We start from the raw sequence: 14829 nt of genomic DNA, 5'->3' as shown, positions 1-14829 counted from the left end.
CCGTCCGCGACCTTCCACTCGATGCGCACCTTGCTATCGACTTGACGAAATACTTCGTCCACCCAGGCGCGCCCACACAGAGTGGCGTCCTCGCGCGTGATAACCGTTGCTCTGGAAGTGCGGTCGGCGGGGATGAGTTGCGCCGTCAAATCGCCCGTCCCGACGTCTTCCGCCAGCGCGGCGGCGACGGAACGAGCGATATATTCAGCGCTGGGCAGGGCAATCGACATGAGGCGTCCTCATCGGAGAGGACGCGAACGATACGCTGAATTTGGGTACATGGATGTACCCCGCGCCAGGGGCGGCGGCGAGTAGCAAAAAGTCACGCCTTTTTGCGTACTCGCACGAGGGTCGTGGCAGGATGCCCGATCCCTCGTTATTAAAATGGCAGGCCGTGGCTTTGGCCGCCCATGCACATCAGCATGGGCACCGACAGGATGAAATTCACGCGGGAGGCGTACAGCGCCACTTTGCGCGCTGTGGCCTTTTCTTCATCGGTGGCCGGCTTGATTCCCAACACCTTTTTCTGGTTCGGCCAGATCAGGCCCCAGACGTTGAGCAGCATGATGGTGCCGAGCCAGGCGCCGACGCCGATGGTCACGAAGCCTTCCTGGAGCATGAAGGCCTTGTGCATGGCTACCGGGCTGCCATAGCCGAACAGCAGGAAGTACGCGCCGGTGACCCAGGTGAACACCGCTGCCCAACGGAACCACCACAGCGCCCTGGGGGCGACATACTTGGTGATGCCGGCGCCGCCGGGACCGCCTTTATCGGCGGCGGCATCGCCCAGCGCTGGCACCTGAACGACGTTGAAGTAGTACAGCAGGCCGATCCACATCACGCCGGAGACGATGTGCAGCCAGCGGTCGATCCGGGCATGGTGGAAGCCCAGCCCGTCAGCCCCGACCACGGTGGCGGTGATGATCACGGACAGGACGATGGCCAGCACGAAGGCCGAAATAATGGCCCCGCGCACGGTAGTCAGTGGATGCATGACCGTATGCCTCGCTAAACCCGGTTTGTTCGTTGTTCTAAGTGAACTTTGTCAGCAAAAAGCGTTTGAAGAATAGGGTAGCCATCCCCATAATTCAATTGTCAGCCCCTGCCGTCATGACATCCCCGCCGCCGCCTGCTCCACCCGCGTCCCCCTGTATCAAGGTCTGTGTGCTCGATGCACAGCAGGTTTGCGTCGGTTGCGGCCGCACCCTCGATGAGATCGGGCAATGGTCGCGGTTGACGGAGGAGCAGCAGCGCCTGGTTTGCGACCGGGCCCGCCAGCGGCGCCAGGCCGCCGCTTCCTAGAATTTTGGTTTCATCGCGAGGTTTGTATGGACGTCATCGAACGCATCAAGTCGCAGCTGTCCTCCAGTCCGGTGGTGCTGTACATGAAGGGCACGCCCGACTTTCCCCAGTGCGGGTTCTCGGCAGCGGCTGTGCGTGCGCTCGGCGCAGTCGGCGCGGAGTTCCAGCACGTCAATATTTTCGAGGATCCGGAGCTGCGCGAGGCGCTCAAGCAGTACTCCAACTGGCCGACCTATCCGCAGCTGTACGTCAATGGCGAGCTGATCGGCGGTTCCGACATCATTCTGGAGATGTACAAGAGCGGCGAGCTGGGCAAAGTGATCGGCGAAGCGGCTCAGGCCGCCGGTTGATCCAACCTCTGGTTCCGCGACTAGCGTTGCACGCCCTGGCCGTACGTGATGGTGCGGCGGGGCGTGTGCCGGACGAGCTTTCCCGAGCCGTCGTCCCTTAGACTGTCCTCATGACTCAGCTGACTCTGCTTCGTCCCGACGACTGGCACTTGCACGTGCGCGACGGCGCCCATCTGGCGAGCGTCGTTCCTTTCACCGCCAGGCAATTCGCCCGCGCGATCATCATGCCGAATCTCAAACCGCCCGTGACCACGGTCGCTGCGGCGGCGGGTTATCGCGAGCGCATTCTGGCCGCTGTGCCCAAGGGCGTGAGCTTCGAGCCGTTGATGACGCTGTATCTCACCGATACGACGTCGCCGAAGGAAATTCACGCGGCCAAGGCCAGCGGCTTTGTCGTCGGCGCGAAACTTTATCCTTCGGGCGCGACTACCAACTCCGATGCCGGCGTGACTGTCATCGAGAAGATTTTTCCGGCGCTCGAAGCCATGCAAGAAGCCGATCTGGTGTTCCAGGTGCATGGCGAAGTGACTGAGCACAGCGTCGATGTGTTCGATCGCGAGAAAGTGTTCATCGATCGCATCCTGTCGCGCCTCGTTGAAAAGTTTCCGAAGCTGCGTGTGGTGTTCGAGCATGTCACGACGCGCGAGGGCGTGCAGTTCGTTCAAGGCGCGCGCGCCGGCGTCGGTGCGACCATCACGCCGCAACATTTGTTGTTGAATCGGAATGCGATCTTCCAAGGTGGCATTCGGCCTCACAACTACTGCTTGCCGGTGTTGAAGCGCGAGCATGATCGTCAGGCTTTGGTTGACGCTGCGACCAGCGACGATCCGCGATTTTTCTTGGGAACGGACAGTGCGCCGCATGCGCGCCATACCAAAGAAAATTCTTGCGGTTGTGCCGGTGTTTTCTCCGCGCACGCGGCCATCGAGTTGTATGCCGAGGCCTTTGAAGCGGCTGGGCGTTTGGATCGATTGCAGGCGTTCGCTTCGGAGCGCGGTCCCGATTTCTACGGGCTGCCGCGCAACACGACCAAGATCACATTGAATCGCACCGAGTGGGCACCGCCCGCGGTGTATCGTTTCGGTAATGATGAGCTGACGCCGTTCCGTGCCGGCGAGAGCATTGCCTGGCAGCTGGCTGAGGAAATTCCGTCTTGAGTGAATCATCGAGGAACGACGCCGAAGACAAACTGCCCATGGCGCGCCGCTTTCGCGGCTTCTTGCCGGTGGTGGTCGACGTCGAGTGCGGTGGATTCAATCCCAACACGGACGCGCTGCTGGAAATTGCCGCGGTGTTGTTGGAGATCCAGGGCGACGGCAGCTTGCTGCCTGGTGAGAGCTGGCGCTATCACGTGCAACCTTTCCCCGGCGCGAATCTTGAGCCTGCGTCACTTGCCGTGACCGGTATCGATCCGTTTCATCCTCTGCGCCCGCATATTCCTGAGAAAGAAGCGCTGACGCGCTTGTTCAAGGAGATTCGGCGGGCGATGAAAGATAACGATTGCACCCGAGCCATTCTGGTTGGGCACAACGCGTACTTCGATTTGAACTTCATCAACGCGGCCATTGCGCGGACGGATATCAAACGGAATCCGTTTCACCCGTTTTCGAGCTTCGACACCGCGACTTTGGCGGGCGTTGCTTACGGACAGACTGTGCTTGGCAAGGCGCTGCAAGCGGCTGGCATCGAGTGGGATGCCGGCGCCGCGCACTCAGCGGCCTACGATGCGCAGAAGACCGCGGAGTTGTTCTGCAAGATTTGTAATTCGATGAAGGTGGCGTTGGGCTAAATCGTTGCGGCCCAGTTCGCGATCGCGTCCGCGAGTTCTTCCATCACTTCTTTGTCGTTGCGGCCGGAGCGGGCCAGCACGTGGAACGAATGATCCGCAGCTTCGATGTGATTCAGCGTTGCGCTCGTGCCCAGCTTCTCGACGATGGGCTCGAGCAACGTGAGGTCGGCGAGGTCATCTCGCGTTCCTTGCAGGAACAGCATCGGAATCTTCACGTCGCTCAGATGCGTCGCTCGCTCCGTTGACGGTTTCTTCGCCGGATGCAGCGGGAAGCCGACGAACGCGAGTCCTCTTACATCAGGTAACGCTTTCGCCGCCTGCGCCTGCGACGTCATTCGCCCTCCGAATGACTTCCCGCCCGCAATCAGCTTCACACCTGGCGCCTGTTTCTTCGCTTCCTCGACGGCCGCGCGAATCGTCGCATGACACAGCGCCGGCGGATCCGGCCGCTTGGAACCACTCTCCATGTAAGGGAATTGGTAACGCAACGTGCCGATGCCTCTTGCTTCGAGCGCGTTCGCGAGATCAGTCATGAAAGCATGCGCCATGCCGGCGCCTGCACCATGCCCGAACACGTAACACGCACGTGCATTTGTGGGCAGCTGCAGTAAAGCTGACACACGTAGGCCGCTTTTGACTTCTATGCTTAGCCGGGTCGCAGAGGTTGTCATGCCGCGAGTATGAGCCCTTAGGCCCGGCGTCGTCGCGTGAATGCGCGCAAGATGCTCGCTTCGAGATACTGGCCGACGCTGGAGGATGAAATCATGAAACCACGCATTTCTTTGATCACACTCGGCGTCGACGATCTGGAGCGCGCGCTCACGTTCTACCGTCACGGCCTCGGTCTCAAATCCGACGGCATCGTCGGCACTGAATTCGAACACGGCGCCGTCGCATTCTTCGAACTCGAAGGCGGCTTGCGTCTCGCACTTTGGCCACGCAAAAGCTTGTCCCATGACTGCGGTCTGCCAGTGAGCGCGCCGAGTCCAACCGACTTCTGCCTCGCTCACAACGTGAGTTCCAAAGCCGAAGTCGACACCGTGATGGATCAAGCCAGTAACGCCGGCGCCACTCTAGTGAAAGCCGCTCACGATACTTTCTACGGCGGCTACGCCGGCTACTTCCAAGACCCAGACAAACATCTGTGGGAAGTCGCTTGGAATCCGCAGATGTTGCCGAAGGAATAACTCACAAGTTACTTCGCCCGCTTGCTCCGCCCACCCGTCAACAAATCCTGCTCCAACAACAACTGCGCCATAAATCTCACACCAAACCCCGTGAAGTCCGTGGGAATGTGAGCAAGGCCGCCGGAGCGATTGCTGGGCGACAGGTCGAGATGGATCCAAGGAATCTCGGCGGGCACGAAGCGATTCAAGAAGCGAGCAGCGAGGATGTGATCGCCTTTGCTGTCGAGCGTGCAGTGGAGGATGTCGGCGATGGGAGATTCGAGATCGGAGTCGTAGTCCTCGTCCATGGGAAAGGGCCACACGCGTTCGCCGCTGTCGCGGCCGGCGGTTTCGATGGCGGAGTGAAACTGAGAGCGGTTGGTGAACGCGCCACAGTAGCGCTCGGTGAGTGCGACGACGCACGCGCCGGTGAGCGTGGCGAAGTCGACGATCAAGTCAGGCTTTTCGCGTGAGGCGAGGGCGAGTGTGTCGGCGAGCACCATGCGACCTTCGGCGTCGCTGTGGGCAACCTGAATGGTGACACCGTTGGAAGCTCGCACGACTTCCTGCGGACGAAACGCGTTCGGCCCGATTTGGTTTTCGGTGATGGCCAGCCAGCAGTCGATGTCGTACGGCACTTTGAGTCGACTCAGCGCGAGCAGCGTGCCGACTGCGACGGCGCTGCCCTGCATGTCCTCGTGCATCTGGTACATGCTTTTGTGCGGCTTCAAGTTGATGCCGCCGGTGTCGAAGCAGATGCCTTTGCCAACCAGCGCGAGTTTTTTGCGAGGGGCTTCAGCTGCAGGCGCGCGATAGCGCAGCCGAACGATGCCAGCGTCGCGATGCTCGTTGGCGCGTGTGACGGCCAGGAAGGCGCCAGCATTGAGCTTCTTCAGCGCGCGCTCGTCCATGAACGAGAACGTCCAGCCTTCCCGTTTCGCTAAATCGCGCAATGCTTTTCGATAACTGGCCGTATGCAGCACATTCGGCGGCAAGGTAGTGAGCCAGCGCGCCAGGTGATTGCCGCGATCAATGGCAATCGACAGCTCCGCATCGATGTCCGGGCCATCGCCGTTCAGCGTGAGCTGCGGCGGCTCCACAGCCTTCGGCGGCTTGGATTTGATGACAGGCATCGGCGCAGTTGCCGCCAGAGCCGCTGCGGTCAGCGCTTCCAGCAAAGCGCCGCTCTCGGTGGTCTCGATACCGACCGTCGAAGCGAGCACTTTCGCGCCGGGCGGCGGCGCAAGCTCCTTCCAGATGCGTGCCGCGAGCGACAGGCGCTCGAAGGCCGAACTTGAAGCTTTTGCCAGCGCCACCACCATTGGTTGAGCGTCCGCGCCGATTCGAGCACTGAGGATAGATACAGGTCCGCGGGCCTTGGCTTCGCGGTACAGCCGCGTCCAGAGCGCACCGAAAGGGAGCTTTGTCAGCAGCTTGTCGGCGGGCTCGCGCTGACAAATGACGATGCAGGCATCGTGTTTTTGCAGTGAGCCCTCGCTCAATGGAGCGCGGCGCTGAAAAATACGTATGTCGCGCTCTGCGGGAAGCAATTCCACCACAGCAGTTTCCTTGACCGAAAAATCTCAAACTCCGATGATACGCGGCCTACTTTTGCAGCACACCCGACATGTCCGAACCCTCCCGCTTTGACGATCTCGATCCCGAAGAAACGCGGGAATGGCTCGAATCGATTGACTCGGTCATCAAGGCGCAGGGCGCCGGCCGAGCGCACTTCCTGCTGGAAAGGCTGATCGACTTCACGCGCCGGAGCGGCGCGTACCTGCCGTTCAAGCCCAACACGGCTTATGTGAATACGATTTCATCCGGGCAGGAGCAGGAGTACCCCGGCGATCGCAGCATCGAGCGGCGTATCGAAGCTTTTATTCGCTGGAACGCGCTGGCCATGGTGGTGCACACCAATCGGCAGAGCTCCGAGTACGGCGGCCACATCGCGAGCTACGCCTCCTCGGCGACCATGTACGAAGTGGGCTTCAACCACTTCTGGCGCGCGCCCTCGGAAAAGCATCCTGGCGACATGGTCTACATTCAGGGCCACGTGGCGCCGGGCATTTACGCGCGCGCATACCTCGAAGGCCGCTTGACCGAAGAGAACCTGCGTTACTTCCGCCAGGAAGTGGCCAGCCCGGAAAAAGGCCTGAGCTCGTATCCGCATCCCTGGCTGATGCCGGATTTCTGGCAGTTCCCGACCGTGTCGATGGGCCTCGGCCCGATGATGGCCATCTACCAGGCGCGCTTTCAGCGCTATCTGGAAAATCGCGGCATCGTGCCGGAGACGGACCGCAAGGTGTGGGCGTTCCTCGGCGACGGCGAAATGGACGAGCCCGAGTCGATGGGCGCGATCACCATGCCGGTGCGCGAGAAGCTCGACAACCTGGTGTTCGTCATCAACTGTAACTTGCAGCGCCTGGACGGTCCGGTGCGCGGTAACGGCAAGATCATTCAAGAGCTCGAAGCTGCTTTCCTCGGCGCGGGCTGGAACGTCGTCAAGGTCATCTGGGGTTCTCGCTGGGATCCGCTGCTCGCCAAGGACACCACCGGCTTGCTGCGCCGGGTGATGGAAGAGTGCGTCGACGGCGAGTACCAGAACTTCAAAGCCAAGGGCGGCGCGTACACGCGCGAAAACTTCTTCGGCAAGTATCCCGAGCTGAAAGAGATGGTCGCCAACATGTCGGACGACGACATCTGGCGCCTGAACCGCGGCGGCCACGACTACAAGAAAGTCTGGAATGCTTATAACGCTGCCGTAAATCACAAGGGCGCGCCCACGGTCATCCTGTGCAAGACCGTCAAGGGCTTCATGATGGGCAAGTGGGGCGAGAGCCAGAACATCACCCACCAGCAGAAGAAATTGGATGACGAAGCGCTGAAGGAATTCCGGAAGCGCGTGCACATCGATATTCCGGACGAGCAACTGGCGAAGTCGCCGTTCCAGCGCTTGCCGGAAGACAGCCAAGAGATGAAGTACCTGCGCGAGCGTCGCGAGCGGCTCGGCGGTTCGTTGCCGCAGCGTCGTGCCAATGCGCCGTCGCTGGTGATTCCGCCGCTGGAAACGTTCGACTCGCTGCTGCAGTCCTCGGGCGAGCGTGAGTTCTCCACCACGATGGCGTTCGTGCGCATCCTGCAGACGCTGGTGAAGGACAAGAACATCGGCAAGAACATCGTGCCGATCGTGCCCGACGAGGCACGCACCTTCGGTATGGAAGGCATGTTCCGTCAGGTCGGCATCTACTCGTCGGCCGGTCAGCTGTACACGCCGCAAGATGCGGATCAGCTGATGTTCTACAAGGAAGACAAGAAGGGACAGATTCTGGAGGAAGGCATCAACGAAGGCGGCGCGCTCGCCTCGTTCATCGCGGCCGGTACCGCGTATGCCAACCACAACGTGAACATGGTGCCGTTCTACATCTACTACTCGATGTTCGGCTTCCAGCGCGTCGGCGATTTCATTTGGGCGGCGGGCGACAGCCAGGCACGCGGTTTCTTGTTGGGCGGCACTTCGGGCCGCACCACGCTCGCGGGCGAAGGCTTGCAGCACCAGGACGGCCACAGCCACTTGGCGGCGAGCACCATTCCGAACTGTATTGCCTACGATCCGACGTTTGCGTACGAACTCACTGTCATCATTCACGATGGCATGCGTCGCATGTTCGTCGAGCAACAGGACGTGTTCTATTACCTCTCGGTGATGAACGAGAACTACGAGCACCCGGCCATGCCGAAGGGCGCTGAAGAGGGCATCCTCAAAGGCATGTACCTGCTGCAGTCCGGCGGCAAGGGCAAAGTGCGCGTGAACCTGATGGGCTCGGGCACGATCCTGCGCGAAGTCATCAAGGCGGCCGACATTCTCGAGAAGGATTACGGCGTGCCGGCTGACGTGTTCAGTGCCACCAGCTTCTCGGAGCTGCGTCGTCAAGCGCTCGACATCGAGCGTAGCAACATGCTGCATCCCGATGCGCCGCAGGCCGTGCCGTATGTGCGGCAGGTGCTCGGCGAGCGCAACGGCCCGTTCATCGCAGCGACGGACAACATGCGCATCGTGGCCGATCAAATACGTCAGTGGGTCCCTGGTCGTTTCGTCGTGCTCGGCACCGACGGTTACGGTCGCAGCGACTCGCGTGCCGAACTCCGTCGGCATTTCGAAGTGGATGCCGCGCACATCGTGGTGGCTTCGCTGCGTTCGCTGGCGGATGAAGGCAAGCTGGACATGGCGACCGTCAAGGGCGCGCTCAAGAAATTCAACATCGACCCGGACAAGCCGAATCCGGTCACGCAGTAAGCCGGTCATCTAAAGCATGCCAACAGATATCAAAGTCCCGGACCTGGGTGACTTCAAGGACGTCGAGATCATCGACGTGCTGGTCAAGCCGGGCGATCAGATCGACGTCGATACGCCGCTGCTGACCTTGGAAACCGAGAAAGCCACGCTGGATGTGCCGTCTTCGGCCGCCGGCGTGGTCAGCTCGCTCGCCGTTAAGAAAGGCGACCGCGTTTCCAAGGGCAGTTTGATCCTGCAGATCGAAGCCCAGGGTGGCGCGGCTGCTCCGGCTGCCGCTGCGAAATCGAGCGGTGCCGCGGAAGCGCCTGCGTCGACGCCGTCGATCAGCAAAGAGCAATCGGATCGCAATGCTGGCGCGGCCAAGCAAGCCTCGTCGAGCAAGTCGGCGCCGAGCAAGCCTGCGTCGAACGGCGGCGCTGCTGCCGGCGGCGGCGAGGTTCGCGTTCCCGATCTCGGTGACTTCAAAGACGTCGAAGTCATCGACGTGCTGGTGAAGCCGGGCGATCGCGTCGACGTCGACACACCGTTGCTGACGCTCGAGACTGAGAAGGCCACGATCGATGTGCCGTCCACTGCGGCCGGCGTGGTCAAGTCGTTGTCGTTGAAGAAGGGCGATCGCGTTTCCAAAGGCGCGTTGATCGGACTGCTCGAAGGTGGCGCCGGCGGCGCTGCTGCAGCGCCAGCGCAGAGCCAAGCCGAGACGGCCGAACCGAAAGCTGCAGCGCCTGCTCCTGCAAAGAGCGCTCCGGCTGCTCCGGCGGCGCCAGCTGCTCAATCCGCGCCTGCGGCTAAGTCGTCGGCAGGTTTGCCGCCTATCGACGAAGCTGGTTTTGCTCGCGCCTATGCGAGCCCGTCGATTCGTAAGTTCGCTCGCGAACTGGGCGTCGACTTGGGTCGTATCAAGGGCACGGGGCCGAAGGCTCGCATCACTCCGGACGACGTGAAAGCGTTCGTCAAGCAAGCGCTCGCCTCGGGCGGGTCTGCCGCAGCGGGTGCAGCTGGCGGTGGCGGCGCGTTGCCCAAGGTTCCGGAAATCGATTTCTCCAAGTTCGGCGAAATCGAAGTCAAGCCGCTCAGCCGGATTCAAAAGATTTCCGGTCCGCATCTACAGACCAGCTGGCTGAACATTCCGCACGTCTGGCAGATGGACGAAGCGGACATCACCGAGCTGGAAGACATTCGCAAGAAGTTGAAGTCGGAAGCGGAGAAGCAGGGCATCAAGCTCACGCCGCTCGCTTTCGTGTTGCGTGCTTGCGCACAGGCGCTGAAGCAATTCCCGAACGTCAACAGTTCGCTGGAGTCTTCGGGCAAGAACCTCATTCTCAAGAAGTTCATCAACCTCGGCTTCGCGGCGGATACGCCGGGTGGTCTGGTGGTGCCGGTGATCAAGGATGCCGACAAGAAAGACATCTACGAGATCGCGCGCGAACTCGCAGTGCTTTCCGAGAAAGCTCGCCTCGGCAAGCTGAACATCGCTGAGATGCAGGGCGCGACGTTTACTGTGTCGAGCCTCGGCGGCATCGGTGGCGTGGGCTTCACGCCCATCATCAATGCGCCGGAAGTGGCCATCCTCGGGGTTGCCAAGTCGAGCATCAAACCTGTTTATAAAGACGGTCAGTTCGTGCCGCGTCTGATCCTGCCGTTCACTCTGGCATATGACCATCGCGTGATCGATGGCGCTGCCGGCGTGCGCTTCACCACCTTCCTGGCGGAGAAGCTGGCTGACGTTCGTGGACTCATCGAGGCTGTGCCGTGACCCAAGTTATCGTCCCCGACATCGGCGACTTCAAGAATGTGGAAGTCATCGATGTGCTCGTCAAACCGGGCGATCAGGTCGCGGTGGAAACACCGCTGGTCACGCTTGAGACTGAGAAAGCGACTCTGGATGTGCCGTCGTCCGCAGCGGGCGTGGTCAAGTCGGTCGCGCTGAAGAAGGGTGACCGCGTTTCCAAGGGCAGCTTGATCATCGAGATCGACGCTGCCGGTGCTGCTGCGCCGGCGCCGGCTGCTGCCAAAGAAACGCCTGCGCCGAAAGCGGTCAAAGCTGCAGCGCCGGCTCAAGAAGAAGACGTTCCGTTCACCGACACCATCGTTCGTGAGAAAGCCAAGGCTGCGGCCGCGCAAGCGACTGCACCGACGCCGGCGAAGGACGAATCGGGTGGCACGTACGATTTCGATGTGGTCGTGCTCGGTGCTGGCCCTGGCGGTTACACCGCGGCGTTTCGTGCAGCCGATCTGGGCATGAAAGTCGCGCTGGTCGAGCGCTGGCCGCAACTCGGCGGCGTTTGCTTGAACGTCGGTTGCATTCCTTCGAAGGCGCTGCTGCATGCCGCGAAGGTGATCGAAGAAGCGCACGAGATGGAAAGCTTCGGCGTCACTTTCGGCAAGCCCCAGATCGACGCGGCCAAGCTGCGCGGTTGGAAGGAAAAAGTCGTCGGTAAACTCACTGGCGGTCTGGGCGTGCTGGCCAAGCAACGCAAGGTCGAAGTGATTCGCGGCATCGGCAAGTTCGTGTCACCGCACGAGCTGTCCATCGCCAACACCGACATCACTCCGCAGACCACCGTGCTGTCGAAGGGCGAGAATGCGCCTGGCGAAGGCGCTCGTAAGATTTCGTTCAAACACTGCGTCATCGCCGCCGGCTCCGAATCGGTTCGGTTGCCTGGTCTGCCGGACGATCCCCGCATCATCGACTCGACCGGTGCGCTCGAACTCGATCTGCCCAAGCGCATGCTGGTCATCGGCGGCGGTATCATCGGTTTGGAAATGGCGTGCGTGTATGACGCGCTCGGCACCAAGGTCAGTGTCGTCGAGCTCACCGACGGTCTGATTCCCGGCTGCGATCGCGATCTGGTGCGGCCGCTGGAAAAGCGCATCGGCAAGCGTTACGAAAAGATCATGGTCAAGACCAAGGTCAGCAAGCTCGAAGCCCTGAAAGAAGGCATTCGCGTGACGTTCGAAGGCGAGCAGGCTCCCGAGCCGCAGCTGTACGACAAGGTGCTGGTTGCCGTCGGCCGTAGCCCGAACGGCAAGAAGATCGGCGCTGAAGCTGCCGGTGTGACCGTCAACGAGCGCGGCTTCATTCCGGTCGACAAGCAGATGCGGACCAATGTCGCGCACATCTTTGCTATCGGCGACATCGTCGGTCAGCCCATGCTGGCTCACAAGGCGTCGCATGAGGGCAAGCTCGCAGCTGAGATTGCGCACGGCGAGAAGCGTTATTTCGACGCTCGCGTGATCCCGTCGGTCGCCTACACCGATCCCGAGATCGCGTGGGTCGGCCTTACTGAAACCGAAGCCAAAGCCAAGGGCATTGCGTTCGAGAAGGGCAGCTTCCCTTGGTCGGCGAATGCTCGCTCGCTCACGTTGGGGCGCGACGACGGTTTGACCAAGGTGTTGTTCGATCCCGCGACTCATCGTGTGATCGGCGGCGGCATCGTCGGTCCGAATGCGGGCGATCTGATTTCCGAGTTGGCCCTGGCCATCGAAATGAATAGCGATGCCGGCGATCTCGGTATGACCATTCATCCGCATCCGACCCTGTCGGAAACCATCATGTTCTCGGCTGAGGCTTTCGAAGGCACGCTGACAGACCTGTATGTGCCCAAGAAGGCCGCCAAAGCGAAATAACTGGCTGGTGGCGATTTTGAGCGGCGTGTTGGCGCCGCTCGCAGTCCAGGCTGCCGATGAGTACTCATTACGCATCGAGCGTCAGCCGCTCGCGCGCGTGTTGCGCGAGTTGTCTGAACAGACCGGGCTGCAGATCGTCGCCATGTTTGCCACCGATCACGGCGAAGCCAGTAAGCCGGTCGGTCCGCTGCGTGGCGAGTTCACTGCGGAAGCGGCGTTGCAGAAGCTGCTCGCGGATAGCGATCTCACCTTTGCTCGCGTCAACAGCAATACCATTTCGATTACATCGAAACCTGCGCCGGCGAAGCGCGCCGTGCAGGCACCGATGCCTGCAAAAAAATTCTCGCCGCTGAGCTACGTCGCGAGCGCACCTGCGCATGACGACGTTGAGAACGTGCTCGTCACCGGCAGTCACATTCGCGGAGCGCGCGCCGCCGGCTCCAAGCTGCTGATGATAGGCCGCGACGCCATCGAGTCGAGCGGTCAGGGGCGGCTGCCAGATGCGCTGACCACGCTGAGCCAGAATTTCCACGGCGTCAGTGAGGCGTATACCCAGCCGACCGGCGTTTATAACTTCAATCGCGGTGCTGAGATTCAATTGCGTGGCTTGGGGCCTGGCACCACGTTGACGCTGGTGAACGGTCAGCGGCAAGCCAGCGGCGGGCAACGCGGCTCGATGGTGGATATTTCCAGCATCGCCACCTCCGCCATCGAGCGAGTCGAGATTCTTCCCGAAGGCGCATCGGCGCTGTACGGCTCCGATGCCATCGGCGGCGTGATCAATGTGATCTTGCGTAAGGACTTCGACGGCTTGGAAACGAGCGTGCGCGGAGCTACGGCTGGCGGCGAGGCGGACGAAACGCAGTTCGCGCAGTTGTGGGGCAAGACATGGAGCCGCGGCAATGTGTTGATCGGCTATCAATACAACGAGCGCGATCCGCTGCGTGCGTCGGCGCGCAGCTATTCAGCAGCGAACGATGACTTGCGTGCCTTCGGTGGCAGCGATTATCGAGTGCTCGGCAGTAACCCCGGCACCATTCTGAATGCTCAGCTGCAGCCCATCGCCGCCATTCCTGCGGGCCAGGACGGCACCAATCTGACTGCCGCCCAATTGATTCCGGGCGTAGTCAACTATGCGGACTTGTCGAGTCGTTATTGGGTGTTGCCGGAACAGAAACAGCACACTGCTTTCATGCACGGCTCGTTCGCCCTCACCGACAACTGGGAAGCCTTCGCCGATAGTCGTTACAGCTCGCGAGAGTTCGAACTGCACTTGGCCAATTCTCGACGCAATGTCACGGTGCCGGCGAGCAACGCCTTCAACCGGATCGGCAGCACTGTGCGTGTCGCCTATGACTTCGCCGATGATCTGGGCGTCTACACACTCTCCGGTCGCACCGAGACCGTTGCCTCTGCCGCAGGCGTGGCGGGCGCGTTGAGCAACGATTGGCAGATCAAACTGACCGGCGGCTATGCCAAGGAAAGAAATGCTTCGCGGATCGCCAACGGGATCAATGGCACCGCGCTCACTCAGTTCCTGGCTAGCAGCAACCCTGCCGTCGCCTTGAATGTGTTCGGCGATGGTTCGAACACCAATCCGGCAACGCTGGCGGCACTGCGCTCCAGTAGCTTCGAGCAAAGTGAATGGACCACCACGTCGGCCAATGTCATCGTCGACGGACCCTTGTTCAAAGGGCCGGGCGGATTGGTGCGAGGGGCGCTCGGTGCCGATTTTCGACGCGAGCATTTGACTCACGTGAATCCGGCTTTCAACGTTGCTCGGAACGTGGGGCGAGATGTTTCTGCGGTGTTCACCGAGTTCGCCGTGCCTTTGCTCGGGCCTCGCAATGCTCGCAGCTCGGAATCGCAACTCGAACTGTCGTTGGCCGGACGCTATGAGGACTACCAGGACGTGGGGTCGACGTTCGATCCCAAGTTCGGTTTGGGCTGGCGGCCGCTGCAGGCGTTGAAGTTTCGTGGCACGTGGGGCACCTCGTTCCGCGCGCCGCCGTTCCATCTGGCCGACAGCCAGTTCCAGACTTCGTTTGCTCAAGTGCGCAGCGTCGTCGATCCGATGTCACAAGCCACCAACGGGATGTCGCAAGTGTTGGTGCTCAGCGGCGCGAGAGATGACATCAAAGAAGAAACCGCCGAGGTGTGGACCGCCGGCGTCGACTTCGCAGTGCCGTTGGTCGACAACCTGTCGATCGCACTGACTTACTTCGATATCGTTTACGACGACAAGATTCAGTACCCCGGTGCGCATACGACGTATTTGACTCAAGGCGTGCAGTA

Annotated in this window: 12 protein-coding genes and 1 pseudogene; 9 read left to right on the top strand and 4 right to left on the bottom strand. The window is 61.1% G+C overall.

All coding sequences use genetic code 11. The features are described from left to right. Positions 1-230 (bottom strand): annotated as a pseudogene (locus JNL55_RS03365) (nicotinate-nucleotide diphosphorylase); the annotation flags it as partial. 149 nt (positions 231-379) lie between these two features. Continuing rightward, the gene (locus tag JNL55_RS03360; protein WP_415922998.1) at positions 380-838 is read right to left on the bottom strand and encodes a urate hydroxylase PuuD; all 459 of its coding nucleotides are present in this window, start codon (positions 836-838) and stop codon (positions 380-382) included. Positions 839-1110: 272 nt separating this feature from the next. On the opposite strand from JNL55_RS03360, the gene JNL55_RS37320 reads away from it, so the two are divergent. The 4 genes from JNL55_RS37320 to rnt all read left to right on the top strand — a co-directional run bounded on the left by JNL55_RS37320 (position 1111) and on the right by rnt (position 3441). Beyond that, positions 1111-1302, top strand: coding sequence for a DUF1289 domain-containing protein (locus JNL55_RS37320; RefSeq protein WP_415922997.1), 192 nt, complete (start codon positions 1111-1113; stop codon positions 1300-1302). 26 nt (positions 1303-1328) lie between these two features. Further along, entirely contained in the window at positions 1329-1652 is a 324-nt protein-coding gene (grxD, locus tag JNL55_RS03355) for a Grx4 family monothiol glutaredoxin (RefSeq protein ID WP_293849240.1), read from the top strand. Between the two features lie 110 nt (positions 1653-1762). After that, positions 1763-2809, top strand: coding sequence for a dihydroorotase (gene pyrC, locus JNL55_RS03350; protein ID WP_293849237.1), 1047 nt, complete (start codon positions 1763-1765; stop codon positions 2807-2809). After that, on the top strand, positions 2806-3441 hold the full coding sequence (gene rnt / locus JNL55_RS03345; RefSeq protein ID WP_293849234.1) for a ribonuclease T: 636 nt from the start codon (positions 2806-2808) through the stop codon (positions 3439-3441). Before pyrC ends, rnt begins: the two co-directional genes overlap by 4 nt. Here rnt and JNL55_RS03340 read toward each other — a convergent pair. Further along, positions 3438-4112, bottom strand: a complete 675-nt coding sequence (locus JNL55_RS03340) for an alpha/beta family hydrolase (RefSeq protein WP_322111007.1) — start codon at positions 4110-4112, stop codon at positions 3438-3440. The genes rnt and JNL55_RS03340 overlap by 4 nt on opposite strands. Before the next feature lie 93 nt (positions 4113-4205). On the opposite strand from JNL55_RS03340, the gene JNL55_RS03335 reads away from it, so the two are divergent. Beyond that, positions 4206-4628 carry a VOC family protein gene (locus JNL55_RS03335; RefSeq protein ID WP_293849229.1) on the top strand — a complete coding sequence of 141 codons (423 nt, stop codon included), beginning with the start codon at positions 4206-4208 and terminating at the stop codon, positions 4626-4628. Between the two features lie 8 nt (positions 4629-4636). On the opposite strand, the gene JNL55_RS03330 is transcribed toward JNL55_RS03335, so the two are convergent. Beyond that, positions 4637-5923, bottom strand: coding sequence for a M17 family metallopeptidase (locus JNL55_RS03330; RefSeq protein WP_293849226.1), 1287 nt, complete (start codon positions 5921-5923; stop codon positions 4637-4639). A 311-nt stretch (positions 5924-6234) separates the two neighbouring features. On the opposite strand from JNL55_RS03330, the gene aceE reads away from it, so the two are divergent. The 4 genes from aceE to JNL55_RS03305 all read left to right on the top strand — a co-directional run. After that, positions 6235-8904: a pyruvate dehydrogenase (acetyl-transferring), homodimeric type gene (aceE, locus tag JNL55_RS03325; RefSeq protein ID WP_293849224.1), complete on the top strand. Its 2670-nt coding sequence runs from the start codon at positions 6235-6237 to the stop codon at positions 8902-8904. A 16-nt stretch (positions 8905-8920) separates the two neighbouring features. Then, a complete protein-coding gene (gene aceF, locus JNL55_RS03320; RefSeq protein WP_293849221.1) occupies positions 8921-10660 on the top strand; it encodes a dihydrolipoyllysine-residue acetyltransferase in 1740 nt (579 codons plus the stop codon). Next, positions 10657-12534: a dihydrolipoyl dehydrogenase gene (gene lpdA, locus JNL55_RS03310; RefSeq protein WP_415922996.1), complete on the top strand. Its 1878-nt coding sequence runs from the start codon at positions 10657-10659 to the stop codon at positions 12532-12534. Before aceF ends, lpdA begins: the two co-directional genes overlap by 4 nt. Before the next feature lie 7 nt (positions 12535-12541). Then, on the top strand, positions 12542-14829 hold a 2288-nt coding region (locus JNL55_RS03305; protein ID WP_293849218.1), incomplete at its 3' end, for a TonB-dependent receptor.

The sequence above is a fragment of the Steroidobacter sp. genome, from assembly GCF_016790065.1.
In the GTDB taxonomy this organism is placed as follows: domain Bacteria; phylum Pseudomonadota; class Gammaproteobacteria; order Steroidobacterales; family Steroidobacteraceae; genus Steroidobacter.
Note: the sequence above shows the minus strand (reverse complement) of the source record. Positions and strands in the feature narration are given on the sequence as shown.

Excerpts from the sequence above, each read along its gene's own strand:
- JNL55_RS03360 (WP_415922998.1), bottom strand. The coding sequence starts at position 838 with ATGTGGATCGGCCTGCTGTACTACTTCAACGTCGTTCAGGTGCCAGCG.
- JNL55_RS37320 (WP_415922997.1), top strand. The coding sequence starts at position 1,111 with ATGACATCCCCGCCGCCGCCTGCTCCACCCGCGTCCCCCTGTATCAAG.
- grxD (WP_293849240.1), top strand. The coding sequence starts at position 1,329 with ATGGACGTCATCGAACGCATCAAGTCGCAGCTGTCCTCCAGTCCGGTG.
- pyrC (WP_293849237.1), top strand. The coding sequence starts at position 1,763 with ATGACTCAGCTGACTCTGCTTCGTCCCGACGACTGGCACTTGCACGTG.
- JNL55_RS03340 (WP_322111007.1), bottom strand. The coding sequence starts at position 4,112 with ATGACAACCTCTGCGACCCGGCTAAGCATAGAAGTCAAAAGCGGCCTA.
- JNL55_RS03335 (WP_293849229.1), top strand. The coding sequence starts at position 4,206 with ATGAAACCACGCATTTCTTTGATCACACTCGGCGTCGACGATCTGGAG.
- aceE (WP_293849224.1), top strand. The coding sequence starts at position 6,235 with ATGTCCGAACCCTCCCGCTTTGACGATCTCGATCCCGAAGAAACGCGG.
- aceF (WP_293849221.1), top strand. The coding sequence starts at position 8,921 with ATGCCAACAGATATCAAAGTCCCGGACCTGGGTGACTTCAAGGACGTC.